The 24,319-nt window shown below is 69.2% G+C and carries 22 protein-coding genes, 1 tRNA gene and 1 pseudogene; 9 read left to right on the plus strand and 15 right to left on the minus strand.

The features are described from left to right. Positions 1–17: 17 nt before the first annotated feature. Positions 18–623: a hypothetical protein gene (locus DP107_RS20530; protein ID WP_202877413.1), complete on the plus strand. Its 606-nt coding sequence runs from the start codon at positions 18–20 to the stop codon at positions 621–623. Positions 624–805: 182 nt separating this feature from the next. Here the strand turns inward: DP107_RS20530 and DP107_RS13920 are convergent, their stop codons facing one another. The 4 genes from DP107_RS13920 to DP107_RS13930 all read right to left on the minus strand — a co-directional run bounded on the left by DP107_RS13920 (position 806) and on the right by DP107_RS13930 (position 3,774). Beyond that, positions 806–1,903 carry an SMP-30/gluconolactonase/LRE family protein gene (locus tag DP107_RS13920; RefSeq protein ID WP_144262753.1) on the minus strand — a complete coding sequence of 366 codons (1,098 nt, stop codon included), beginning with the start codon at positions 1,901–1,903 and terminating at the stop codon, positions 806–808. A 57-nt stretch (positions 1,904–1,960) separates the two neighbouring features. Then, the gene (locus DP107_RS20155) at positions 1,961–2,107 is read right to left on the minus strand and encodes a hypothetical protein (RefSeq protein WP_185977319.1); all 147 of its coding nucleotides are present in this window, start codon (positions 2,105–2,107) and stop codon (positions 1,961–1,963) included. Between the two features lie 64 nt (positions 2,108–2,171). Further along, a complete protein-coding gene (locus DP107_RS13925; RefSeq protein WP_144262754.1) occupies positions 2,172–3,005 on the minus strand; it encodes a hypothetical protein in 834 nt (277 codons plus the stop codon). A gap of 79 nt (positions 3,006–3,084) precedes the next feature. Continuing rightward, a complete protein-coding gene (locus tag DP107_RS13930; RefSeq protein ID WP_144262755.1) occupies positions 3,085–3,774 on the minus strand; it encodes a lipoyl protein ligase domain-containing protein in 690 nt (229 codons plus the stop codon). A gap of 99 nt (positions 3,775–3,873) precedes the next feature. Between DP107_RS13930 and DP107_RS13935 the strand changes: the two genes are divergently transcribed. Then, a complete protein-coding gene (locus DP107_RS13935) occupies positions 3,874–4,224 on the plus strand; it encodes a hypothetical protein (RefSeq protein ID WP_144262756.1) in 351 nt (116 codons plus the stop codon). Between the two features lie 86 nt (positions 4,225–4,310). Here DP107_RS13935 and DP107_RS13940 read toward each other — a convergent pair whose 3' ends face one another. After that, a complete protein-coding gene (locus DP107_RS13940; RefSeq protein ID WP_144262757.1) occupies positions 4,311–4,922 on the minus strand; it encodes a nicotinamide-nucleotide adenylyltransferase in 612 nt (203 codons plus the stop codon). Between the two features lie 181 nt (positions 4,923–5,103). Between DP107_RS13940 and lonB the strand changes: the two genes are divergently transcribed. From lonB to DP107_RS13955, 3 genes are all read left to right on the plus strand, one after another. Then, a complete protein-coding gene (lonB, locus tag DP107_RS13945) occupies positions 5,104–7,212 on the plus strand; it encodes an ATP-dependent protease LonB (RefSeq protein WP_144262758.1) in 2,109 nt (702 codons plus the stop codon). A 1-nt stretch (position 7,213) separates the two neighbouring features. Further along, positions 7,214–8,032 carry a CPBP family intramembrane glutamic endopeptidase gene (locus DP107_RS13950; protein WP_202877414.1) on the plus strand — a complete coding sequence of 273 codons (819 nt, stop codon included), beginning with the start codon at positions 7,214–7,216 and terminating at the stop codon, positions 8,030–8,032. 152 nt (positions 8,033–8,184) lie between these two features. Next, a complete protein-coding gene (locus DP107_RS13955) occupies positions 8,185–8,592 on the plus strand; it encodes an ATP-binding protein (RefSeq protein WP_144262759.1) in 408 nt (135 codons plus the stop codon). Here DP107_RS13955 and DP107_RS13960 read toward each other — a convergent pair. The 3 genes and pseudogenes from DP107_RS13960 to DP107_RS20160 all read right to left on the minus strand — a co-directional run. Further along, a complete protein-coding gene (locus DP107_RS13960) occupies positions 8,589–9,143 on the minus strand; it encodes an MGMT family protein (protein ID WP_144262760.1) in 555 nt (184 codons plus the stop codon). The two genes, DP107_RS13955 and DP107_RS13960, sit on opposite strands and share 4 nt — an antisense overlap. A gap of 98 nt (positions 9,144–9,241) precedes the next feature. Beyond that, positions 9,242–10,363 (minus strand): putative sulfate/molybdate transporter, encoded by a 1,122-nt coding sequence (locus DP107_RS13965; RefSeq protein ID WP_144262761.1) that lies wholly within the window; start codon positions 10,361–10,363, stop codon positions 9,242–9,244. Between the two features lie 145 nt (positions 10,364–10,508). Then, a pseudogene (locus DP107_RS20160) lies at positions 10,509–10,723 on the minus strand (hypothetical protein); the annotation flags it as partial. 150 nt (positions 10,724–10,873) lie between these two features. Here DP107_RS20160 and DP107_RS21695 point away from each other — a divergent pair. Continuing rightward, entirely contained in the window at positions 10,874–11,140 is a 267-nt protein-coding gene (locus DP107_RS21695) for a TOBE domain-containing protein (protein WP_449405197.1), read from the plus strand. Next, a complete protein-coding gene (locus DP107_RS13975; protein ID WP_144262763.1) occupies positions 11,137–11,541 on the plus strand; it encodes a hypothetical protein in 405 nt (134 codons plus the stop codon). Before DP107_RS21695 ends, DP107_RS13975 begins: the two co-directional genes overlap by 4 nt. Before the next feature lie 297 nt (positions 11,542–11,838). On the opposite strand, the gene DP107_RS13980 is transcribed toward DP107_RS13975, so the two are convergent. From DP107_RS13980 to DP107_RS14000, 5 genes are read right to left on the minus strand one after another with little or no spacing between them, the layout of a single operon-like run. Beyond that, the gene (locus DP107_RS13980) at positions 11,839–14,565 is read right to left on the minus strand and encodes a DNA-directed RNA polymerase subunit A'' (protein ID WP_144262764.1); all 2,727 of its coding nucleotides are present in this window, start codon (positions 14,563–14,565) and stop codon (positions 11,839–11,841) included. Next, positions 14,558–17,557 (minus strand): DNA-directed RNA polymerase subunit A', encoded by a 3,000-nt coding sequence (locus DP107_RS13985; protein WP_144262765.1) that lies wholly within the window; start codon positions 17,555–17,557, stop codon positions 14,558–14,560. The genes DP107_RS13980 and DP107_RS13985 overlap by 8 nt, the downstream gene beginning before the upstream one ends. 6 nt (positions 17,558–17,563) lie before the next feature. Next, positions 17,564–19,411: a DNA-directed RNA polymerase subunit B gene (rpoB, locus tag DP107_RS13990; protein ID WP_144262766.1), complete on the minus strand. Its 1,848-nt coding sequence runs from the start codon at positions 19,409–19,411 to the stop codon at positions 17,564–17,566. 51 nt (positions 19,412–19,462) lie between these two features. Further along, a complete protein-coding gene (locus DP107_RS13995; RefSeq protein WP_144262767.1) occupies positions 19,463–21,028 on the minus strand; it encodes a DNA-directed RNA polymerase subunit B'' in 1,566 nt (521 codons plus the stop codon). Next, a complete protein-coding gene (locus DP107_RS14000; RefSeq protein ID WP_144262768.1) occupies positions 21,025–21,252 on the minus strand; it encodes a DNA-directed RNA polymerase subunit H in 228 nt (75 codons plus the stop codon). The genes DP107_RS13995 and DP107_RS14000 overlap by 4 nt, the downstream gene beginning before the upstream one ends. Before the next feature lie 268 nt (positions 21,253–21,520). On the opposite strand from DP107_RS14000, the gene DP107_RS14005 reads away from it, so the two are divergent. Together DP107_RS14005 and DP107_RS14010 are read left to right on the plus strand one after the other, a co-directional pair. Then, positions 21,521–21,593: transfer RNA gene (locus tag DP107_RS14005), tRNA-Asp, on the plus strand. A 164-nt stretch (positions 21,594–21,757) separates the two neighbouring features. Further along, the gene (locus tag DP107_RS14010; RefSeq protein WP_144262769.1) at positions 21,758–22,330 is read left to right on the plus strand and encodes a response regulator transcription factor; all 573 of its coding nucleotides are present in this window, start codon (positions 21,758–21,760) and stop codon (positions 22,328–22,330) included. Positions 22,331–22,334: 4 nt separating this feature from the next. Here DP107_RS14010 and DP107_RS14015 read toward each other — a convergent pair whose 3' ends face one another. After that, complete coding sequence (locus tag DP107_RS14015) at positions 22,335–23,390, minus strand: fumarylacetoacetate hydrolase family protein (RefSeq protein ID WP_144262770.1); 1,056 nt, start codon at positions 23,388–23,390, stop codon at positions 22,335–22,337. Further along, positions 23,387–24,280 carry a cyclase family protein gene (locus tag DP107_RS14020; RefSeq protein ID WP_144262771.1) on the minus strand — a complete coding sequence of 298 codons (894 nt, stop codon included), beginning with the start codon at positions 24,278–24,280 and terminating at the stop codon, positions 23,387–23,389. The genes DP107_RS14015 and DP107_RS14020 overlap by 4 nt, the downstream gene beginning before the upstream one ends. Positions 24,281–24,319 lie beyond the last annotated feature (39 nt).

Raw genomic sequence — 24,319 nt, forward strand, 5'->3', positions numbered from 1 at the left:
ACCACGGTGAACGCGATATGCAACGACGAAAGCTCCTGATCGGACTCGGATCGCTCACCGCCGCTGGATCGGCAGCGATAGGGAGTGGCGTATTCACCACTGCCCAGTCCGACAGGACGGTGGATATCAACGTCACTGCGGAGGAAAGTGGATCCGTCGGGATAACGGGACTGAACGACACCTGTGCTTCAGGCACCGGCGACGGCGAACTGGAACTCGACTTCGACGAGGACAGCGGCCCGGGAACTTTCCACGGCGACGCAGAGGGTGTCAACGCCGACTCGACCTCCGATTTCGCGGAGGTCTTCGGGATCGCTAACACTGCCGGGCAGGGTGACGCCCGTGTCATCATCGAAGCAACCGGATCCGGCGACCTCGCCTCGCTCAATCCGACTGTAGACGGTGAGAAGGCTACTGCCATCGATCCGGGAACCCCCCTCCGGGCGGCTGACTACAGTGATGTGGATGACCTGCCGAAGCTCGTCCAGCCGGACGCTGTTGATGTGGATATCGAAATGGGAACGAAGCCCGCAGACCAGTTCACTGGGGAGATCAGCGGCACGCTCACGATCCACTTCGGCACTGGAGGGAACCGCAGCGAGCTTTCGGATGTTCTCAGCTAGTCGGTAACCCCCGTTCTGCAGTCTCGTGAGCTGGGTACTTCCCCCGGTTTGATCGAGAGACCGTCACTGCGAGGAATACCTCACCGGGCTCTCGGTCGGCCGGTCCCGAGGGCCCAGTCGTCGTGATTCGAGTGGCGTCGGCGCCGGAGCAGATGGACGCCGCCGGCTGGGGCCGGCTCGGCTCAGAGCTCGTGCCGGTAGACGTAGTCGTTGAACAGCGACCCGAGGTAGAGCGCGCCCTCGTGCTCCGTCGCGGAGGTGACGCCGAAGACGCCGCCGGCGGGGTCGTGCAGCGAGCCGACGATATCGCCGGACTCGTCGACGCGCAGGACCAGCCCGTACGGGTCGCCGCTGACCTGCTGGAGCACGGACTCGGGGAGCTTCCCGAGCTGTCGCTTCACCCACGGCCGGCCCTGGAGGTCGTCCAGCGACTCGTCGCGGATGCTGGGAACCGCGACCCAGTACCCCCCGTCGCTCGCCACGTCGACGTTGTCCGGGTATCCGGGCAGGTTGTCGGCGAACACCTCGTCCTCGCCGGCGCGGTCGCCCGAGACGTAGTAGCGGCGGATCCGGTAGCGGGAGGTCTCGGTGACGAGCAGCGACTCCCCGTCCGGCCCGGGCGCGACACCGTTGGCGAAGCCCAGTCCCGTCAGCTCGACGGTCGTCTCCCCCGTCTCCAGGTCGTAGCCCAGTAGGCGGCCGGTGTCCTGCAGTTCGAACAGTTCGTCCTGGAACAGGTCGTGGACCGTCGCGTCGGTGACGTAGACTACGCCGTCGTGGACGTAGAGGTCGTCGGCGAACTCGGTGTGCTGGCCGGCGGCGCCGTCGGTGAGCGTCTCCACCTCGCCCGTCGGCGAGACGCGGACGAGGCCGGCGTCCTCGGCGGCGACGAGCAGGGGGGAGCCCGGTTCCCCCTGGTCGATACCGTCCTCGAAGACGAGGCCGAGCGGGCGCCCACCGACGCGGGCGAACGGCTCAACCGGGCAGTCCGTTCGGCCGTCGACCGGCTCGGTCGTGCGGTAGACGACGCCGTCGTCGGCGCCCGTGTAGCAGCGGCCCTCGGCGTCGAACGCTGTGTCCTCCGGGCCGTCGGCGGTCAGGACGCGGCCGGCGTCCGCGAGGGCGTGGTCCGGTTCGAGCGCGCCCGTCATCGGCGGCGGGTCCGGCGGATGCCACTCGACGGGGTCCAGACGCGAGTCGGCGAGCGTGCCGGCCGCGACGGCCGCCCCCAGCAGGAGACCGCCGGTCGCGAGCGGATGTCGACGGATGAATCCGAACATACCACCGCCTCTCGTGGGGAGGGCAAGAAGATGGGCGCTCGGATGCGCGGCTCCGGATCAGAGCGGGATGACGCCCAGCCCGATGCCGAGGCCGACTCCGACCACGACGGTGAGCGTGAACAGGAGGGCGACCTTCAGGAGCCACGCCGTGCCGACCTGTGGCTCGCCCGCAGCGCCACCGCGACGACCGTCGGAAGCGTCCATAGGAACTGCTCTCCGCCCGGTCGTATAACGGCTCTGGTAGCGTCTGACATGCCGGTTGCGTCGGTCACCGCCCGAACCGGACCGACCCGTCGTCGACCGCCAGCAGCCACGCCGTCCGGAGCGGCGTGTCGTCGAGGTGGACCTCGGGGACCAGCGGGTCCGGGACGGGCCGGTAGGCGTCGGCCTTCATCGCCCGGATGGAGGGGTAGACGCCGACCTCGCGGTCGTTCCGGTTCCGGACGTGGACCCGCTTGTCGGCCCCCCGGCGGTATGTGTAGGGGAACGCCTCGGCCGTCGGGCAGGCGAGGGCGGTGTAGTCGTCGAACGCGGCGTGGACCTCGCCGTCGGCCACGAGCACCAGCCGGATCGGCCGGTCGGCCCCGTCGGCGCGGTCCAGCCCAGTCCGACCCTCGTCGCCACCCTCCCCGCCGGTGACCCCGCCGGTGGCCGGCTCCTCGCGCCAGACGGGCGGGTCGTCGGTCCGGACGCAGGCCAACCCCTCGCCCGTGGAGAGCCGATCGGGCACGTCGTAGAACGTGCGGCAGCCGTCCGCGTCGACGGCCCGGACGCCGGGCGGGTCGGCCAGCACCTCGCGGACGCCCGCCGCGGCGCGCGCGTCGACGACGAAGACACAGGTCAGGTCGCGCTCGACGGCCGCCGCGACGGCGTCCACGGCCCGCGTCGGGTCGACGGCCGGGGTCGCCGCGTCCCGTGACCGGCGGACGCGCGAGCGGGTCGCGAGCGGTTCCAGCGCGAGGCCGCCGTCGACGTCGCCCGGCGGCGACGCGGTCGGGCCGGGGGTCGCGACCGCGGCCGGGGCCGCGCGGTCCTCGGGCGTGGTGACCGTGTACCCGCGCTCGCACAGCGCCGCGCGGACTCGGTCGAGGCTATCGGTCATGCGTCCGGATACGGTCCCCACGGGCAAGTACCCGGCGTCGCCGGCAGTCCCTGGGTCGGGGCCGGCGTCGCTCGCTCCGTCAGGCCACCTGTTCGACGGTCGGCGTGGCGTCGCCGACGAGCCGGCGCTCCAGTGCACGGGCCACCGCGTCGGGGTCGACGGCCGGCGGCTCTACGCCGCGGGCCCGGGCGACGCTGCCGACGGTCGCCGGGTCGAACGGTACACCGAGCGCGTCGTAGATCGGGTCGAGGACGGTTGCGATGGCCTCGTGGTCCCGGACGACGACGATGCCGCCGAGCCGGGCGACCCCCTGCGTGACCCGCTGGGCGATACCGACCAGTTTCCCGTCGGCCGAGAGCGAGTGCGTGCCGGGGCAGAACGAGCGGTCCGGCTCGCCCTGCTCGGCGTCGACGCCGCAGTCGGCGAGCGCCGCACCGACTGTCTCCACCGCCTCCTCGTACCGTTCGGTGATGCCCGTTCGGAGTTCCCGGACCGGTTCGGCGCGGCAGAACGCGACTGTGTGGCCCGTGTAGGCGACCGCCCGCCCGCCCGTCCGTCGCTCGTAGGGCGAGTAGCCGCGGTCGCGGGCGGCCTCGCGGGCAGTGTCGTATCCGGGTTCCCGCGCGTCACGACGGCCGAACGCGACCTGCCGGTGGGGCGTCCAGACCCGGACCGCCGGGCGGCCGGTCTCGGCGGCGTCCGCCACCATGTGGTCGGTGACGGCCCGATCCTCGTCGATGTCGGCCGCGCGGCCGCGCAGGACTCGCATGGTCCCGCTTGACGGTCCCGTGACTTGCGATTGACGGCGGGGCGTGACGGCCACACTCGCGCCGAGGGACTGATACACCCGGCACCCGTACTGCCGGCAATGCTATCGATCGCCGACATCGTCGGTCTACTCGTCATCCTGGGGGTGAACGCGGCGGCCGCGGCCGTGCTGACCCGCTTCTTCCGGGTGCGGCTCGACACCCGCTGGGGCTCGGCGCTGTACGCCGTGCTGCTGGGCGCGTTCGTCCTGACGGTGCTCACCATCGTCCTGGGTGGCGCCGGCCTGGGGCCGAACCTCGGCAACGCCGCGACCGTCATCGGCCTGACCGTCGTGCTGCCGCTGGCGACCGGCATCGCCTTCGACTACTTCTGGATGCCGGCCCCGGAGGAGGTCGACCTGCCCGCGGAGCACGGCGATCGGGACAAGCGACGGGACCGTCGCGAACTGTAGACCGGCGCACGGCTCCACGTTGCTGTCGCAGTTTCCGTCGAACGGAGACGATTCACCGGTTATCTCGGATGTTATGCCGATACGGGCTACTCCGACGCGTCGAGCCCGGAGTACTCCGACAACTCTATCTCCGCGCCGCCGTCGCTCATCTCGGTATCTCCGGGGAGATCATCGCCCGTGGCGGGGTCGTCCGTGTCAGCGACCTGGCGGAGCCGGTCGACGCCGTCGCACTCGTGGAGGACGTCGACGACCTGCGGCGGGACCAGCGACTGCCAGTCCCCGCCGTCAACGATGCGCTGGCGGATCTCCGTCCCCTGGAACTCGTCACGGCGGTACATCTGTGACCCCTTGACCTCGATGCCGGCCTCCTCGAACAGCCGGACGACGAGCGGGTTGTTGGAGTAGGCCACGTCGAAATTGGGGCTCATCGACTGGACGTGGCTCACCCAGACGGCGTTCCGGTTCAGGTCCTCGATGGGGACCACGTACGTCAGGAGGTCCATCGCCTGGGTGGCCTTTGTGATCATCATCATCCGCTCGCCGGCGGTGAACGGGTCGTGAGGCGTGTGGGACTGGTCCGCGCTCCCGATGCCGATGACGAGTTCGTCCACGTCGCGGGCGATGCGCTCCACCATCGCGTGGTGCCCCTCGTGGTAGGGCTGGAACCGACCGATGTAGAACCCGCGGGTGACGCTCATCTCGCCTGTCTGTTCCGGGGTTGCGTGGCCCGCCCCATAAGCCTCGCGGGTCCGCGCCCGTCGACCGGCCGACCGGCTCCAGAGCGCCTCTATCGCCCGTTTTCCCCGTGTGTGGGGGGTACCCACGGGGAGAAAGTATATCAGTCGAACGCCCATGTATTACGATGACAGCAACGGTTCTATGAGCGACGACAACAACACGGATGACCACCCCGGCAGCGGTTCCGAGGACGGCGTGCCCGAGGAGGAGCACCCCGACCCCGGCATCCCCATCGACCGGGACGAGAACGAAACCCCGAGCGGGCCGCCGGCGCCCGCCGACGAGTCCGACGAACTGACCGACGGGTCGGACCTCGGGAGCGATGTCGCCGTCGACGCCGGTGCGGAGGTCGAGACGGCCGAGGAGGACGGCCTGCTGGGCGGTCTGCAGATCGGGTCGACCGCCGATATCGAGGTGCCCGACCGCCTCGTTGACCAGGTCATCGGGCAGGACGACGCCCGAGATATCGTCCTGAAGGCGGCCAAGCAGCGCCGCCACGTCATGATGATCGGCTCCCCGGGGACGGGGAAGTCGATGCTGGCCAAGGCGATGAGCCAGCTCCTCCCCAAGGAGGACCTGCAGGACATCCTCGTCTACCACAACCCGGACGACGGCAACGAGCCGAAGGTCCGGACGGTGCCGGCGGGGAAGGGCGAACAGATCGTGGAGGCCCACAAGGAGGAGGCCCGCAAGCGGAATCAGATGCGGAGCTTCCTGATGTGGATCATCATCGCCGTCGTCTTCGGCTACTCGCTGCTCATCGCCCAGCAGCTCCTGCTGGGCATCCTGGCGGCGGGTGTCATCTACCTCGCCTTCCGCTACTCCTCGCGGGGGAGCGACGCGATGATCCCGAACCTGCTGGTCAACAATGCCGACCAGCAGACCGCGCCGTTCGAGGACGCGACCGGCGCCCACGCCGGCGCACTGCTCGGCGACGTCCGGCACGACCCGTTCCAGTCCGGCGGGATGGAGACGCCCAGCCACGACCGCGTCGAGGCGGGCGCTATCCACAAGTCGAACAAGGGCGTGCTGTACGTGGACGAGATCAACACCCTGGACATCCGGTCCCAGCAGAAGCTGATGACCGCAATCCAAGAGGGGGAGTTCTCCATCACGGGCCAGTCCGAGCGTTCCTCGGGCGCGATGGTTCAGACCGAGGCCGTCCCGTGTGACTTCGTGATGGTCGCGGCGGGGAACCTCGACGCCATGGAGAACATGCACCCGGCACTGCGCTCGCGTATCAAGGGGTACGGCTACGAGGTGTACATGGACGACACCATCGAGGACACCCCGGAGATGCGCCGGAAGTACGCCCGCTTCATGGCCCAGGAGGTCGAGAAGGACGGTCGGCTGCCGGCCTTCGACCGCGACGCGATGGAGGAGGTCATCCTGGAGGCCCAGCGCCGTGCGGGCCGGAAGGAGCACCTCACGCTGGAGCTGCGGAACCTCGGCGGCCTCGTTCGGGTCGCGGGCGACATCGCCCGCGCGGAGAACGCCGAGTTCACCACCCGCGACCACGTGCTGCAGGCAAAGCGCCGCAGCCGCTCCATCGAACAGCAGCTCGCCGACGACTACATCGAGCGCCGGAAGGACTACGAGCTCTCCGTCTCGGAGGGCGAGGTCGTCGGCCGCGTCAACGGGCTCGCCGTCATGGGCGAGGACTCGGGCATCGTGATGCCCGTCATGGCCGAGGTGACCCCGGCGCAGGGCGCCGGTGAGGTCATCGCGACCGGTAACCTGCAGGACATCGCCAAGGAGGCGGTCCAGAACGTCTCGGCCATCATCAAGAAGTTCTCCGACGAGGACATCGGCAAGAAGGACATCCACATCCAGTACGTGATGTCCTACGAGGGCGTCCAGGGCGACTCCGCCAGCGTCACGATGGCCACCGCGGTCATCAGCGCGCTGGAGGACATCCCGGTCGAGCAGGACCTGGCGATGACCGGGTCCCTCTCGGTCCGGGGCGACGTGCTCCCGGTCGGGGGCGTGACCCACAAGATCGAGGCCGCCGCCAAGACCGGCCTCGACCGGGTCATCATCCCCGCGGCCAACGAGCAGGACGTCATGATCGAGGAGGAGTTCAAGGACCAGATCGAGATCATCCCGGTCACCCACATCAGCGAGGTGCTGGAGGTGGCGCTGGCCGGCGAACCCGAGAAGGACTCGCTGGTCGACCGCCTGAAGAACATCACCGGCTCCGCGCTGGACCGGCAGGTCGGTCGCTCGGGCGGCTCCCCCTCGCCGCAGTAAGGTGCGGTGGGCCGCGTTCGCGGGCGTCGCGGTCGCGGTCACGCTGTTGCTCCTTCTTCTGGCGCGCGCGTCACAGGCAGCCGTCGGCACGCCGCCCGCCACGCCGGGCGAGGTGCGCTGGCTCGACCGGCTGCCCGACGGCGCCGACCATCTCGCGGCCCGCCAGGCACCCGAGCCGGCCCCGGCGAGTCCGCTGGAGGCGTCGATGGCCGGCGGCAACGGGAACTCGCCGGTCGTCCTGCTGGTCAACGTCGCGTTCTCGCAGGGGCTGTTCGCCGTCCTCCTCGTCGCGGCGGCGTGGTACACGGGGATTCCGGCGAGCGCGTTCGGGGCGGGACCCGAAGCGGTCGGCCCCGGGGCGCTCGCGGTCGGACTCGGGTTCGGCGTCGTCCTCTCGGCCGGCAACGGGCTCGCCGGCGCCGCCGCGAGCACGCTCGGGCACGACCCCAGTGAGGACCTGCGGACGATGCTCGCGCCGGACTCGCTCGCGGGGTGGGCGCTCCTGCTCGGCGTCGTCCTCCCGCTCATCGCGGGGTTCGAGGAACTCCTCTTCCGGGGGGCGCTCGTCGGCGTCCTGTCGGCCGGCTTCGGCTGGTCACCGTGGCTGCTGGCCGTCGTCTCCTCGGTCGCGTTCGCGCTGGGCCACGGCGCACAGGGGTCGGTCGGCGTCGCGGTCACCGGCCTGCTCGGGTTCGTGCTCGCGGCCGGCTATATCATCACCGGGAGCCTGCTGGTCGTCGTCGTCGCCCACTATCTCGTCAACGCCGTCGAGTTCGTCGCCTACGAGGGGCTCGACCTCGAGCCACCGTTCGCGTCCTGAACGGGGCGACCGTCGCCGGTAGGTGCCACCCGGTCGATTCGCCGGGTCGTGGCCGTATACCATCCCGAACGGTTCGCCGTCGGCGATAGGAGCCGGGAGGATGTAGCCGTCCGACATCTATCCACCACTCCCGTCGATCACGGCGGCGCACGGTGTCGGACCCGGTCGCGGACGCGAGCGTCGTGTCGCTGGCGGGGACCGTCGGGGACCGGGCGGCGGAGTTGGCGGCAGTGAGCGAGACGGCACGGGATCTGAACGAGGCCGTCACGGCCGCCACCGACGCGACCGGGCGGGCGTCGGCGTTCGACCCGGACCGCGGCGGCTGGGCCTGGGTCCGCATCGCGGACGACGGCCCGGGCATCCCGGAGCGCGAGCGGGTGGTCATAGAGGCCGGTACGGAGATCATCCAACTGGTCTACGGCCGCGGGCTGGGGCTATGGCTGGTGAAGCGGCCGGTCCAGAGCCACGGCGGGGGACTCCGTATCGACCTCCCCGGGGCGGAGGAACCGGCCGGGGCACGGGGGTCGACGGTGACGCTCCTGCTCCCCCGAGCGGGCTAGAGGCCCTCCAGCGACCGGAGTCGCTGTTCGACCCGCGGCGGCGCCGAACTCGGTCCGTCCCGGACCCGGTGGTCCGGCACGACCACCGGAACGGGATTGGTATCGAGCGCCATCCGGACCGTCTGGATGTCGGACCCGTCGTCGTCGTCGAGCCCAGCCATCCGGGCCAGGCGCCCCACGGAGACGTCCTCGCCGTAGGGGGCGTTCCGGAGTGCCTCCAGCACGGCCCGCTGCTCGGTGGGGACCGTCAGCGCGATGTCGACCCCGGTGAACTCGTCGGTCTCCCCCTCCAGGTAGGCGAAGATCCGGTCGAGCAGGGGGTGGTCCGGCTCGGCGTCCCCGTTTGGCTCCTCCGGAAAGGAGACGTTGATGAGCTTCTCGCCCGCAACGCCGAGCTGGACGTACCGGTCCAGATACGGCGACTCACGGGCGTAGATGCCGGTCTCCTGGTCGTTATCGCCGATACCGGTCGCCGTGCCCGGCCCCCCTTCCTCCCCGTCCTCCGCGGGCGCCTCGGCCTTGGCGGTCGTGTCGTCGTCCGGGTCGGTCATACCCGATGTCTGGCCCGTCCGGGCAATCAAGCTTCGGCCGCGAGCAGTCGGCTCCGACGGGGCGCCGATAACTCCGGGTCAGACGGCCGGAGCGGCGACTACGCGCCGGCGGCACGCCCCCGCACCCGTTCGTAGGCGGCGTGTCCCGCGGCGGCGAGCAGGAAGGCGAGACCGACGTCGGCGAGGAGAGCGGTGACACCGGTGCCGACCACGACGACCGCCTCGGCGGGGCTCGCGACCGACTCCAGCGCCACGCGACCGAGGTGGGCGGCGACGAGGACGAGCAACACGCCGAGGACGGCCATCGGGAAGGCGGTCCAGAGGCCGGCGACGAGCGCCGCGACGGCGTACAGCCCCGCGAGCACGAGGTTGGCACCGGCCGTCCGGGCGCCGAAGGCGTGCTTGCCGGCGAGGCCGCCGGAGCCGTGACACATCGGGACGCCGCCCAGCGGCACCGCCAGCAGGTTCGTCGTCCCCATGCTCCGGGCGAGGGCGTCCGGCGAGACGTCGCGGCCGTAGAGATCATCGACGAGCAGCGCGGTGGCGACGGCGGCGTTCCCGACGGTCATGGCGAGCTGACCGGCGAGCCCGGTCAGCGCGTCGGAAGTGAGGGTCGGCTCGGGGAGGGCCGAGAGCGAGGGCGGGACCGCGGGGAGTGCGGCCGTCGGCGTGCCGCCGACGGCCCAGAGCGCGGCGAGCATGCCCGCGAGCAGGACCGCGGGCGCGGGCGCCCGGCGGTCGACCAGCGCGGCGAAACCGGCGACGGCGACGCCGGCCGCGGCGACCAGTGGCGCCCCGGCAGCCAGTTCCAGCCCGGCGACCAGCAGCAGGAGCGCGACCGCGAACTGCACGCCCCTGACGACGGGGCGGCCGACGAGGTCGGCGACCCGTCCGACCAGCCCGGTCGTGCCCGCCACGAGTAGCACGACGCCGGCGAGGAGCCCGGCGGCGACGAGTTCGCCGTAGCCCAGCGTCCCGGCGATGGCGAGCCCGGCGAGCGCCTTCATCGGCTCGACGGACATCGGCAGACCGTAGTGGAGCCCCCAGACCGCCTGGAAGACGGCAAAGCCCAGCAGCACGAGCCCCAGCGAGGCGTCAGTCAGGGCGCCGATGGCGATCATCAGCGGGAGCACCGTAACCGAATCCCCGAGCGCGCCGGCGACCTCGCCGCTGTCGAACCGAATCTCCAACCGGTGCCCGAACACCTCCGCTGTGGCCATCTACCGGTGGAACGTCCGTCCGGGACAAGTCCTTTTTCAGAAACCCGACAGGGCCACGTCGGCACTGTTGTGGAACCGATACCGGTTACATCAGGCGGCAACGGCCCGAGACGCCGGAAGGGAGCTCGTCGATCTACTGCGTGCGTTACCCGATACTGTGCCGTGTACGGCCGGGAATCGTCTGATAGACGAGCTCTCCGCGGACGAGCGCGCGAGCGCGGTCGTCGTCGGGGTCATCGGACACCCGCTCCGTGGCGCCCTGCTCGATGACGGTCCCGTCGAGCATGACGGCGCTGCGGTCGGCGACGCGACGGGCCTGGGCCCGTGGGTGGCGAGGACAGCGGCGATGCCGCGGTCGCGGACGTCGCCGCCGCCGAGGAGTGCGTGCTGGAGGGGGAGGGCATCGACCGGGACGGCGAACTGGCGACCGTCGAGACGTCGGTCGGCACGGTCCGCGTGCTCGCTCCCGCCGACATCGACCGCGTGCAGGTGTCGCTCCGCGCCGACGCCGTGAGGCTCCACGGTCCGGACGGCGCCCCGCCCGCCGGCGGCACCAGCGCCCGGAACCGGCTCGCCGGGACCGTGGCCCACGTCCGCGTCGCGGCCGACGGCACGGAGTCGGTGACGCTGGTGGCCCTGGTCACGCTGGAGAGCGTCGAACGGCTGTCGCTCGCCCCCGATGCCCCGATGGTGGCGACGTTCAAGCCGACCGCGACGCGGGCGGTCGACGCCGCCGTCGCAAGGCACATACGCCACGCTACCGACCCGCGGGTATGAGCGACGAGGCCGGCGGCGACGGCCGCCTCTCCGCGGAGGGCGAGTTCATGCTCATCTGGGGGGTCGCCGCGGCGCTCATCACCGGCCTCGACGCGCTCGGCGGCGGCCTCCCGACGGTCATTCTGCTTGGCACCATCGCGACGGCCGCCTCCCTCGGCTCGGTCGTCGGCAACCTCCTCCGCCCCGGCTTCCGCCCCTCCGCCGGCCTCCACAGCGTCATCGTCCTCGCGGCCGCCGCCGGCGCCCTGCTGGCCTTCCGCTACGACGACTCCCTCATCACCGCCAGCGGCCTCGGCGTCATCGCGCTCGCCAACGCCGGCCGCGCCTTCGAGGTCGACCATCGCGAGGACGACTCGCTGCTCGACCCGCTGACCGAGGACGAGGACGACGAAGTCGAATGATCCGATAGAGAGCACAGCGTTCGTAGGACGCCCCGTTTCGCTCGGAATCCGCCGCACTACCCATATATCTCACACGTCCCTCACATCTAGTCGTAGTACATCGAAAACCACCCTAACAGCACAGACGCAGGGGGAGCGGCGATTCGCCTGCATACCGCGCCTCCGGCGCGGTTTCGCCGGCACGAGGGCCCGGGGCGCCCGAGTGCCGGCAGTTCCTCTGAACGGTTCCATCCCGAGTAGTGCCCGCAGGCGCGGCGGGGCCGCGCCGAGGACATCCGAGCCGTCAGAAAAGCTCCGTCAGTCGTCCGCCGGCCCGCCGCTCTCGCTGCCCTGGGTGGCGCCCATCCGGAGGTTGACGTCGCCGGTGCCCAGTTTGATCGGCTTGCCGACGATGACGTTCTCCGTGACGCCGTTGAGCGCGTCGACCTCGCCGTGGATGGCGGCGTCGAGGAGGTGGTTGACAGTGACCTCGAACGCGGCCCGGGCGAGCACGGACTGCTTGTTGCCGGAGATGCCGTGCCGGCCGATGGATTCGATGGTGCCGCGCGCGGTCATGATGTCCGCGACGAGCATCAGGTGCCGGATGTTCACGTCGTCCAGCCCCTGCTCCTCGAGGGTGTTCATCGTCTCCTCGATGATGGCCTCGCGGGCGGCCTCGACACCCAGCTGGCGGTAGATCTCGTGGATGTTGTTACACGTGGTGCGGGAAGCGTCGACGCCCTCGATGTCCAGGGCCTCGCCGAAGGCCGACCCCTCGGTGTAGAGGACGAACTCCTCCTCGGCGTCGAGCTCCGCGGCGATGTCGGGGTCGTCGATCTCCTCCTTGCGGATGACGACCCGGGAGACCTCCTCGATACCTTTGAAGACGATCTCGCGCAGTTCCTCGACCTGCTGGAGCAGGTCCCGGTAGGACGGGTCCTCGGGGCCGAACTCGATGGCCGAGCCGTCGGTGCCGGCCATCGTGCTGGTCTCGACGCCCAGCTTCGACTCGATGGTGCTGGCGATCTCGTCGACGATGAGCGCCGTGTCGTCGACGGTGGGCCAGCGCTCGTGGAGCGTGTCCTCGTTGAGGTCGATGCGGACGATCATGTCGGCCACGTTGGTCGACACGTCCCCCAGCGCGAGGATTCGCGTGGCCTCGATACCCCAGACCACCTCGTGGGCGCGCTCGCGGTCGACCGCGTAGTCGCCCTCCAGGTGGACCGTCATCATCGGGGTGTCCGGGGTCTTCCGGGCGTCCACCAGCTCGATGAGCCGGGGGAGCCCCTGCGTGACGTCGATCTCCGCGACGCCCGCGTAGTGGAAGGTGTTCATGGTGTTGTGCGTCACAACACCCTCGGCGGTGGTGAACGTCTCCAGGCCTGCGACCGAGAGGTCGTAGACGTAGTCGTGGTCGCTGGTGACCGTCTCGACCGACGCGATGCGGTCCCAGACCACGTCGCCCTCGACTGCCTGCTCCAGGCTAGCGAGGGCGTCGGAGTCGACACCGGCCTCGCGCGCCTCGTCGACGAGCGAACGGAGTCGGGTCCGACCGACGCGCTGGCGCTTCGAGGCACTGTTGACCTGACGCTGCGGGATGCCGGCATCCGATGCGACCTCCTCCAGCGAGTCGCCGAAGTTCGGAACCTGGTCCGTCGCGTCCGGCCCGTCGGTGTCGCAGCCCGCGGCGAGTTCCTCGAGTTCCGCACCACGTTCGCCGACCATCCCGATACAATCGGCGAACCGAGGCACGTGCTTTTTCGGCACCCGGAGCGTTCGGGAATCGTCCTGCCGACCGAGCGTCGAATAGATGCCGACTCTGCTCAGAAGCAGTGCGATGCCGGCGGTAAGCTGGTCGCTGGTCGAACTCGAACGGACGGAGTTCGTGCCGACGTTCCCGTCACCACTGAAGTAGCCACGTAGGAGTCCGGTGACGAACCCCTCTGATGCACCGAACGCGAAGCCAGGGACGACCTTCTCGCCGTCATCCATGCAGGCCGACCGGAGGAAGTCCGCGAGGATGGTTCCGTTAACACGGATGTCGTACCCCGTGGCGAACCCGCTCTCGTTCTCGTACTCGTTCACAGAGAGGTCGAAGCGCTCGGCGAACGAACGGATACGATCTTGGAACTCGGAGTCGACGTTGGAGACGGAGACGTAATACTCCGTCAGCGGCCCCTCGGCGAGCCACGCACCGACGAAGAAGCCGGTCCCTGCGTCGAGTGGGAACGACTCCGGGAGTCCGACGGAGCTCCCGACCGGATACGCGGTCCGCTCGTTTAGTTCGTCAGCGTCCAGCGCTGCACGCTTGTTTCGAATCTGGTCCGGGCCGCCGGGAAGTGCGTCCACGCCGCCATCCGTCAGCGCCGAGGTGAACCAGTAGTCCTCGGACGGGAGATACTCACGCAGGTCGACCGTCTCTGTTCCTTCGCCGTTGTCGAGGTCCGCTACGACGGGGAGCCAGTCGCCCTCATCGAGTTCCTCGCCCGCGACAGGGACAACCTCGTTCTCGCGCCGTGTAACGAACGAGTGTGCCTTGGTCGCTCGAATCGAGCGGCCGGATTCCAGTTCGAACCGAAGCAGTTCGTCGGGCGTCTCGTGCCGACTCACCTCTTCGACAGTCTTCCAGTGGACCTGCTCGTCGCTCCCGAGGCTCGGGACCTCGATTCCCTCGGGAGCCAGCGCGACCTCGTGGTCGTCCGTTATCCGTGACTCACGGGACTCGACCAGCGAGTCGACGAACGGGCCGATCTCGACGATATCAGTCTCGCCATCCCGACGGACGACGATCTCCTCGTCGGCAGGGATCGACATCTGGGTCCCGGGCTCCCCGATGGACTGCGCCGAGACCGTGCCGACGGGGTCCAGCGGGTCGACACGCGTCTCGAGGTAGCGCGACTCCACCGCGCGGGCGATCTCGTCGGCCTTCTCGACCGGGACGTCGCGCCCGTCGATGGACTCGTACACCTCGTTCTTGAGTCGGCGCGGCAGCTCCGTGTCCTCGACGACCGCCTCGACGTCGTCGCTCACGTCGAACTCAGTCATCGGACTCGACCTCCGTGCCGACGCCGGCAGTGCGGCCGGTCTTCCAGGAGTCCTGGTGCTCCGAGATGTTCGTCTCGACGGCCTCGCGCGAGAGGAACTCCGCCTTCTCGCTCTCGTCGGCGAACTCCTCGTCGAGCACGCGCTCGGTGATGGCCTCCACGTCGATGTCGTTGTCCGCGTCCGAGGAGACCTCCACCGGCGAGGTGCTGTCCTCGCCGAACTCGAACTGGACGATGTTGTCCGAGGTGTCCCGGACAGTGCCGTCGTACTGTGTCTCCAGCTCCGACAGCGCGTTGATCAGCCGGCGCTGGAGGTAGCCGGACTTTGACGTCCGGACGGCGGTGTCGACCAGACCCTCGCGGCCGCCCATCGCGTGGAAGAAGAACTCACGCGGGGTCAGCCCGCTCCGGTAGGAGTTCTCCACGAAGCCGTGGGCGTCCGCCGAGAGGTCGTCGGGCAGGTAGTGGCTGAGCGTGCGGCCCTCGTAGCCGCGGTTGATGCGCTCGCCACGGACCGCCTGCTGGCCGACGCAGCCGGCCATCTGGGTCAGGTTCAGCATCGACCCACGCGCACCGGAGCGGGCCATGATGACTGCTGGGTTGTCGTCCTGGAAGTACTCCTCGGCGATGTCGCCGGCGGAGTCACGCGCCTGTCCAAGTGTCTGCATGATCTTCATCTCCAGGGTCTCGTCGACAGTCCGCCCCGGCAGCGACTCCAGCTCGCCGGCGTCGTACGTCGAGATGAGCTCTTGGACGCGCTCCTCGGCGTTCTCGACGGCCTCGTCGATCTGGGCCTCCGCTTCGGGCTCGATGGACTCGTCGTCGATGGCGATGGAGAACCCGAAGTGCATGATCGAGCGCATCGCCAGCGTCGCCACCTCGTTGACGAACTGGCGGGCGCGGGTGTTCGAGTGGAGCTTGCAGATGGTGTCGACGATCTCGCCGCCGAACGCCCCGACGGCGTCCTCGTCGATGGTCCCCTCGGTGAGCTGCCCGTCCTCGATGAGCACGGTGTCGCCGGCAGAGGAGGTGAACTCCAGCTCCAGTCCGTCGGGCAGGAGCTCGGAGAACACCGTCCGGCCGGTCCAGTACGGTTCGCCGTCGGCCCCGCCGTCTGCCTGAGATGTCTTCGACAGCTCTCCGTCGGGCGCCGGGAGCTCGTCGATGGCGGTCGCCCGGAGCAGGTCAAGCGCCTGCGTCTCGTTGAACCGGGGGTTCTCGTGGGTGAGCAGGTAGGTCCCCGAGATGTGGTCCTGGATGGCGCCGATGATGTTCTCGCCGAACCGCGGGCTGAGGATCTGCTCCTGGACCCGCATCAGGACGCGGGCCTCCGCACGCGCCTCCTCGTTCTGCAGCGCGTGCATGTTCATCTCGTCGCCGTCGAAGTCGGCGTTGTACGGCGGGCAGACCGTCGTGTTCAGGCGGAACGTCTTGTACGGCATCACGACCACCTCGTGGGCCATGATGGACATCCGGTGGAGCGAGGGCTGCCGGTTGAAGATGACGATGTCACCGTCGATGAGGTGTCGCGCGACCTCCCAGCCGGGCTCGACCTTCTCGGCGAGCTCCTCGCAGTTCTTCTCGGTCACCTTCAGCCGCCGCCCGTCCGGCCGCCGGACGTAGTTGGCGCCGGGGTGGCCCTCCGGCCCGTTCGCGACGTAGCGACGGGCGTCGTCCAGGTTCCGCTCGTTGACGTTCATCGTCTGGGTCATCTCGCTGGCGACCCGCTCTGGCACCCCGACCTCGTTCAGGCTGAGGGTGGGGTCCGGCGAGATGACGGTCCGGGCGGAGAAGTTGACACGCTTGCCGGACAGCGAGCCACGGAACCGACCCTCCTTCCCCTTCAACCGCTGGGAGAGGGTCTTCAGCGGCCGGCCCGAGCGGTGTCGCGCGGGCGGCGTCCCCGAGATCTCGTTGTCCATGAACGTCGTCACGTGGTACTGGAGCAGCTCCCAGAGGTCCTCGATGATGAGCTGGGGCGCACCCGCCTCGCGGTTCTCCATGAACCGCTGGTTGATGCGAATGATGTCGACCAGCTTGTGTGTGAGGTCGTCCTCGGAGCGCTGGCCGTTGTCCAGCGTGATCGAGGGACGCGCGGTGACCGGCGGGACCGGTAGCACCGTCAGGATGATCCACTCCGGCCGGGACTTCGCGGGGTCGATACCCAGCGTCTCGATGTCCTCGTCCGGGATGTCCTCGAACCAGTCCCGGATGTCGCTGGCCATCAGCTTGTTCATGTCCTCCTCGGTGAGGTCGATGTCCAGCGCCGTCTCGATCCGCTTGCGCATGTCCTCCTTCGGGCGGAACTCGCCCGAGAGGATCTCGTTGATGCGGGAAACCTCGATGCCGGTCTCCTCGGAGAGGTCCTGGGGCGGCATCGGCTCGCGCTCGGTCGACTCGGGGTCCTCGTCCATCTGGGGGACCGGACGGCCCTCCATCGCGGCCGCGACCATCTCGGAGTACTCCGAGTGCAGCACGTCCTGCACCTCGTAGTAGGTGGTGGGCTTCTCGTGCTGGATGTCGAACTGCTCCTCGCCGCAGTGGGGGCAGCGGTCCTGCTTCCGGGCCTGCCGGATAGCGGACTTCGTGACATCGTTGAGGTCCTCGCCGAGCTGGCGGGTCCGCTCCAGCTGCGAGCGGAACTCACTGGCCTCGTCCTCCGTCAGACAGAGCCGGGAGCATTCCCGGCACGTGCCACGGAGCAGCCGCCGGATGAGCTTGGAGAACCCGACGTGGATGACCGGCGCCGCGAGCTCGATGTGACCGAAGTGGCCGTTACACGAGCCGCTGTGCTTACCACACGTCTTGCACTCCAGCCCGGGGTCGATGACCCCCAGCCGGGGGTCCATCAGCCCCATGTCGATGGGGAAGCCGTCGTCGTCGTACGTGTCGGCCGTGATGACCTTCGTGGCCGACATCTCACGGTACTCCTCGGGGTTCATCAGTCCGAAGCTGAGCGACCCGATCTCCTTGGGGGATTGGTCCGTTGACATAGTGGATTAGACCGCGTCCGCCAGTTCGACGCGCGGGGCGATGCCGAGCGCCTTCATCTCGTCCAGGAGGAGCTTGAACGCGTAGCTCATCTCCACCTCGTGGACGTCCGTCTCCTCGCCGCAGTTGGGACAGTAGACACGCCGCTGCTCCACGTTCTCGACCGCCGTCATCCCACACTGGGCGCAGACGTGGATCTGCTCCCGGTCGGACTCGTCGAGGAGCCGCTCCTTGAGCGTGAGCGCCGCACCGTGCCCGATGAGCACGTCGCGCTCCATCTCCCCGACACGCAGGCCGCCCTCGCGGGCTCGGCCCTCCGTGGGCTGCCGCGTGAGCACCTGCACCGGCCCGCGCGAGCGGGCGTGGATCTTGTTCGAGACCATGTGGTAGAGCTTCTGGTAGAAGATGGTCCCGACGAAGATCTCGGCCTCGATACGCTCGCCGGTGACCCCCGAGTACATGACCTCCTTGCCGGAGTCACGGAAGCCGCGCTCGATGAGCGCCTCCCGGAGCTCGTCCTCGTCCTCGCCGGTGAAGGCGGTCCCGTCGACGCGCCGGCCCTCCAGCGAGCCGACCTTGCCGCCCAGCATCTCCAGCACGTGGCCCACCGTCATCCGGGACGGGAGCGCGTGCGGGTTCATGATGAGGTCCGGCACCACGCCCTCCTGGGTGAACGGCATGTCCTCCTGGGGGGCGATATGGCCGACGACGCCCTTCTGGCCGTGCCTGGAGGCGAACTTGTCGCCCATCTCCGGGATGCGCTCGTCGCGCACCGAGACCTTCGAGAGCTTGGAGCCGTCCTCGCCCTCCATCAGCGTCACCGTGTCGACGACGCCGCTCTCGCCAGAGCGCATCGTCACGCTCGTCTCGCGGCGCTTCTGCGGGCTCAGCCCGCCCATGTCGTCGGGTTCCTCGAGGAACCGGGGCGGCGAGGTCTTGCCCAGCAGGACGTCGTTCTCGCCGACCTGCGTCTCGGGGTTGACGAGGCCGTCCTCGTCGAGGTGCGTGTACGCGTCCTCGCCGCGGGCGCCACGGACCTCGTCGTCGGGGATCTCGAAGCGGTCCTCCTGGCCGCCCGGATAGCGGCGCTCCTCGCCCTCGTAGGTCCGGAAGAAGTGCGAGCGGGCCAGCGCCCGGTCGACACTCCCCTGGTTCAGCACCAGCGCGTCCTCGATGTTGAACCCCTCGTAGGACATGACGGCGACGACGAAGTTCTGCGCGGCCGGCCGCTCGTCGTAGCCGATCTGCTCGGTCGTCTGGGTCTTCACCATCGAGAGCTGCGGGTAGTGCAGCAGGTGCTGGCGCGTGTCCGGCCGGATACGGTAGTTCGCGCTCGGCAGCCCCAGCGACTGCTTGATCATCCCCGACCCCATCGTGATGCGGGGGGACGCATTGTGCTCGGGGTAGGGGATCATCCCGGCGCCGATACCGAAGATGAGCTGCGGGTCGATCTCCAGATGGGTCGTCGCGAGTTCGGGCTGGTCCGAGTCGTACTCGATGTCGTCCTCGTCGACGGCGACGTAGATGTCCTCCTCCTCTTCGGCGTCGATGAACTCGACGTAGCCCCGCTCGACGAGCTCCTCGAACTCCAGCTCGCCGCTCTTGACGGCCTCGACCTCCTCGTCACTGATGAGGGGCTCGCCCTCCTCGACGACCAGCAGCGGGCGCCGGGCCCGGCCGGCGTCCGCGTTGACGATGACCTCGTTGGTGCGCCCCTTGACCGAGACGTTGACCATGTCACTCACTTCGCCGCGCCGTCGGGCCTCGCGGATGTTGTCCGCGAGCGCACGGGGCTCGGGGTGCGTTCCCACCAGACTGCCGTTCACGTAGACCTTTGCTTCGCGTCCCTTGCTCATGTCGTGTCGTGTGTGTACCGTGTGTGCTGTCGCCCGGTGCCGCGCGTGCCCTCAGTCATCCGCCGGCTGGGTGCCGGGCGTCTCCACACCCGGGATGCCCTCGACGCCCATCGTCGCGAGCTCGCGTTTCAGCTCGATCTCGTCGTCGACGTTCTGGGAGAGCTCCATCGCCTGGGCGAAGTTCTTCACCAGCCCGCAGTTCGGTCCCTCCGGCGTCTCGGAGGGGCAGATGCGACCCCACTGGGTCGCGTGCAGGTCACGCGCCTCGAAGTGGGGCTGACTGCGCGAGAGCGGCGAGCGGAGCCGGCGCAGGTGGCTCAGCACGCCCATGTAGTCCGTCCGGTCGACCAGCTGGCTCACGCCGGAGCGGCCGCCGACCCAGTTCCCCGTCGCGATGGGGTGTTCGAGCCGCTCGGTCAGGACGTCCGACCGGACGACCGTCGAGACCGAGAGGTTCCGGTTGCGCATGTTGGCCCGTTCGAGCTGGTACTTCACGTCGCGTGCCAGCTTGTTCAGGGCCGTCCGGAACAGGTCCTTCATCAGGTCGCCGCTGACCTTCAGGCGCTTGTTGGCGTAGTGGTCCTTGTCGTCGGAGTCGCGCCGCCCGAGCGCGAGCTCGAAACACGCCTCCGCCATCCGGCAGAGGTAGTAGGACTTGTTGATGCGGACCTCCTCCTCGTCGACGCCCTCCTCGTGGAGATGGGGCAGGAGGTAGCGGTCGATGACGTAGTTGGCGCGCTTGAGCTGGTAGTTCTTCCCCTGACCGGAGGCGACGCGCTTGCCCAGCTTCTCGATGGCCTGCTCGGTCGTCTCGACCTCCGCGGCCTCTAAGTTCTCCAGCATGAACTTCACGACCTCCGGGTCGTCGCTGACCCGGTGGACGATCTCCTCGTCGGACTCGAGCCCGAGCGCGCGGACGAGGGTGACGAAGTTGATCGAGCCGGAGACGGAGGGGAAGCTCACCTCGAGCAGTCCCTCGCGGTTCCGCTCGCAGAGCACCAGCGCCCGGTAGCCCCGACGCTGGCTGAACGTCTTGGCGACCTGGATCTCGTCGCCGTACTTGGAGTCGTACTCCGCGAGGATCTTGTTGGGGGCGAGGTCCTCGCTGGTCATCAGCACGCGCTCGGAGCCGTTGACGATGAAGTAGCCGCCGGGGTCGGCGGGGTCCTCGCCGATCTCGATCAGCTCCTCGTGGCTGAACTCGTTGATGTTGCAGTTGTTGGAGCCGATCATGATCGGCATCCGGCCGACCTTCGTCTCGGACTGGTCGACGATGTACTCCTCCTCCTCCTCGCCCCCGCGGACGATTGTCATCTCCATGAACACCGGCGCGGAGTAGGTGATGTTCCGCAGACGGGCCTCCTGCGGGTAGAGCAGCTCCTCGGAGCCGTCGGCCTCACGGACACGCGGCGTCGTGATGCGGACGTTGCCGAGGTCGACGCGGACGGGCTCCTGGCCCTCCTTGTCGCCGATGTCCGTGTCGATGGTCTCCTTCTCGTCGACCACCTGCTGCATCCCGTTGTCGAGGAAGGCGTTGAACGAGCGGAAATGGTGCTCGGCCAGCCGCTCGCGGGAGAAGTACTCTCTGGATATCTCTCGGCGGTCTTCCCTGTTCATTCTACCACCAGTCGGTAGACGACGGCCCGGTCCGTCGTCCGGGAGTCGCGGGTCACTTTCACCACGTCGCCGACCTCGGCGCCGTCCGGGATGGCGGGGTCGAGACGCTTGATCTTCGGCAGATCGGTGCGGTCGATGTCGTACTCGCCGAGCACCTCCTCGAGGACCTCTTCGTCGAGGATCTCGTGCTCGGGAACGAGTTCGTGGTCGGTTACGTCTACCATGGGTGGGCGGGTGAGAACACGGTCACGAGATACTACAGCCATTTACTGTCGGAGCGATAATAAGCGTTGTTGAATGCGACGGCTACCGCTACGCGAACCCGGCGACGGCCCCGTCGGCCAGCCGCCGGTTACCCCCGAAGGGGCAGCGTATGCCCGCACTGACGGGCGACGGTATCAAAAACGTGGCGACGGGGCGGAGCGGTATCGCAACACAGTGCGTCGCGGCTTGGAAAGCCTTAAGAACAAAAGCGGGCTACGGTAGAGCGAGGCCCGGATGGTGTAGTGGCCCATCATACAACCCTGTCACGGTTGTGACGCGGGTTCAAATCCCGCTCCGGGCGTTTCTCCGGACGACACGACCGCCGAGTAGCAACACCAACACCCCACGGTTGACGGCGATGGCCCACTCCGCGGCCACAGATATAATATTCCCCAGTCTGTACGCTCGGCTGGTGATGACTAACAACATCCGGTGCTGTGGTCGGACCGGAGACGGGGGGCGCCGATGACCACGGAGGAGTCCCGGACGGTGCTCGTGGTCGACGACGAGCCGGATCTCGCGGACCTGTACGCCGCATGGCTCGGCGAACGCTACGAGACCCGCGTCGCCTACGGTGGCGCCGAGGCGCTGGACCAGTTCGACGAGGACGTCGATATCGCCCTCATCGACCGGTTGATGCCGGAGATGTCCGGTGACGAGGTACTGACCCACGTTCGGGAGGCGGGGACCGGCTGTCAGGTCGCGATGGTGACCGCGGTCGAGCCGGACTTCGACATCATCGAGATGGGGTTCGACGACTACCTCGTCAAGCCCATCCTGCGCGACGAGCTGCTGGAGGCGGTCGGCGACCTCGTCGCGCGGGCCGACTACGACAGCCAGTTGCGCGACCTCTACGCCCTGGTCTCGAAGCGAGCCGCCCTCGTCACCCAGAAGAGTGAGGAGGAACTCGCGAACAGCGAGGAGTACCAGGAGCTCGAGGACCGCATCGAGGCGCTCCAGACCGACCTCGACCGGACCGCGATGGAGATGGAGGGCGACGACTTCGAGGTCGCCTTCCGGAACCTCTCCGAGGATTGACCCGCTATCCGCCGTCGCCGCTCACGACCGTGTTCTCCAGACGCCCGATGCCCTCCACCTCGAGCGCCACCGTCTGGCCGTCCTCGAGGAACTGCCCCAGTTCGAGACCGCAGCCCTCGCCGACCGTCCCGGAGCCGAGGACGTCGCCCGGGCGGAGCGGCTCGCTGTCGGAGACGTGCGCGACGATGTCCGCGAACGAGTGGTGCATCTCGCCGGGTGTCCCCTCCGACCAGACCTCCCCGTCGACCTCGGCGGTCATCGTGGCCTCGCTCGGCTCGAACGCGTCGGCGGTCACCAGGTAGGGTCCGAGCGCGTTCGCGAAGTCCTTCCCCTTCGCGGGGCCGAGGTTCGCGTCCATCTCCTCGCCCTGTGTGTCCCGGGCCGAGAAGTCGTTGTACACGGTATAGCCGGCGATGTACTCCCCGGCCGCGTCGGCGTCGACGTCGGTCCCGCGCTTGCCGATGACCGCCGCCAGCTCCAGCTCGTAGTCCCAGAGGCCCGAGTAGTCCGGCCACGTCACAGTGTCGCCCGGTCCGACCACGGTGTCCGGGTTCCCCTTGTAGCAGACCGGGATATCGAACCAGACCTCCGGGGGCTCACCCAGCGTGTTGCGGACGTGCTCCTCGTAGGCCATGAAGTCCCGGACGGTGTTGGGCCGGGGCAGTGGCGCGAGCAGGCGGACGCCGTCCTCGGCCGGGGAGAACCGGACCCTCGCACCACCCTCGGTCCGGACGTGGCCGTCGGACCCGTCGGCCCGTGGCGCCGACCCGTCGGCCCGTGGCGCCGACCCGTCGCCGGGGTCCGGGACCGCGTCGAGCACGTCGCGGGCCGCGTCGAGCGCGCGGTCACCCCGCTCGAGGAACGGCCGCATCGCCGGCGGCGTCACCGCGGCGGCGTGCTCGGCCGCGGCCGGCTCGCCGTCCCGCTCCAGCAGCCAGGTGTGCCCGCTCGTCACGTCGACCAGCGACCCCGGGTCGGCCGCGTCCCGGGACTCGTCCCGCACGCAGAGCCGTCGCTCGCGGCCGACCGGTGTCTCGACCGCGACCGTGGCGAGCCTCATGCCGGAACACCCCCGTCGGTCGCGAGCCCATCACCACCGTCGGAGCGGTGCTCCGACGAGGACCGCTCTGCATGCTCACCACCGCCGGGTAGCGTCCCGGGCTCGAACATCGCGACCGGCCGGACCCAGCCGGCCGAGGCCCCCTCGATGGAGACGGGGAAGCAGACCACGGGCACGTCCGTCCGCCGGGGGAGCCGGTCGAGGTCCGCCATCTTCTCGATCTGGCAGTACGGGACCTCGCGGCCGGCGAAATGCGCGGGCCACAGCTCCCCCTCGTCCGCCGAGTCGACGAACCGCTCGCCCATCTCGGCGAACGGCTTGTCGAAGCCGTACGCGTCCGTCCCGATGACCCGGACCCCCTGCTCGACGAGGTGTGCTGTCGCTTCGGCACCCATCCCCGGGAACCGCTGGAGGTACTCGGCGCTACCCCACAGCTCGTCGGCGCCGGTCTGGAGGAAGACGAGTTCGCCCGGGCGCAGCTCGTGGTCCAGCGCGTCGAGCCGACTGTCGATGTCGTCGGGGGTTATCTCGGCGCCGGGGGCCATGTCGCGCACGTCGAGGACGACCGCGTTCCCGCGACACCACTCGAGCGGCACCTCGTCGATCGTCATCGCGGGGTCACCGTCGGACTCGGGGCCGTAGTGCCACGGCGCGTCCAGATGCGTCCCGGTGTGCGGGATGGCGTGAACCTCCTCCCAGGCGAGGCCCTCCTCGTCGGGGAAGTCCTCGGCAGCGACGTCGTGGCCCAGCCCCTGGAGGTTCTCGGAGAGGAGCTGGGCGCCGTCGGCGTGGTCGAAGTACTCCACCTCGGGGGGCCAGGGCTCGCTGGCCGCCCCCGGTTCGAGCCCGATGCTCAGGTCGACGAGTTCCGCGTCCGCGAACGAGAGCATATCGGGGACGGGAGCGGGCGGACCGTATAGGTTGGCCCG

It is taken from the genome of Haloglomus irregulare, from assembly GCF_007421925.1.
Classification (GTDB): Archaea; Halobacteriota; Halobacteria; order Halobacteriales; family Haloarculaceae; genus Haloglomus; species Haloglomus irregulare.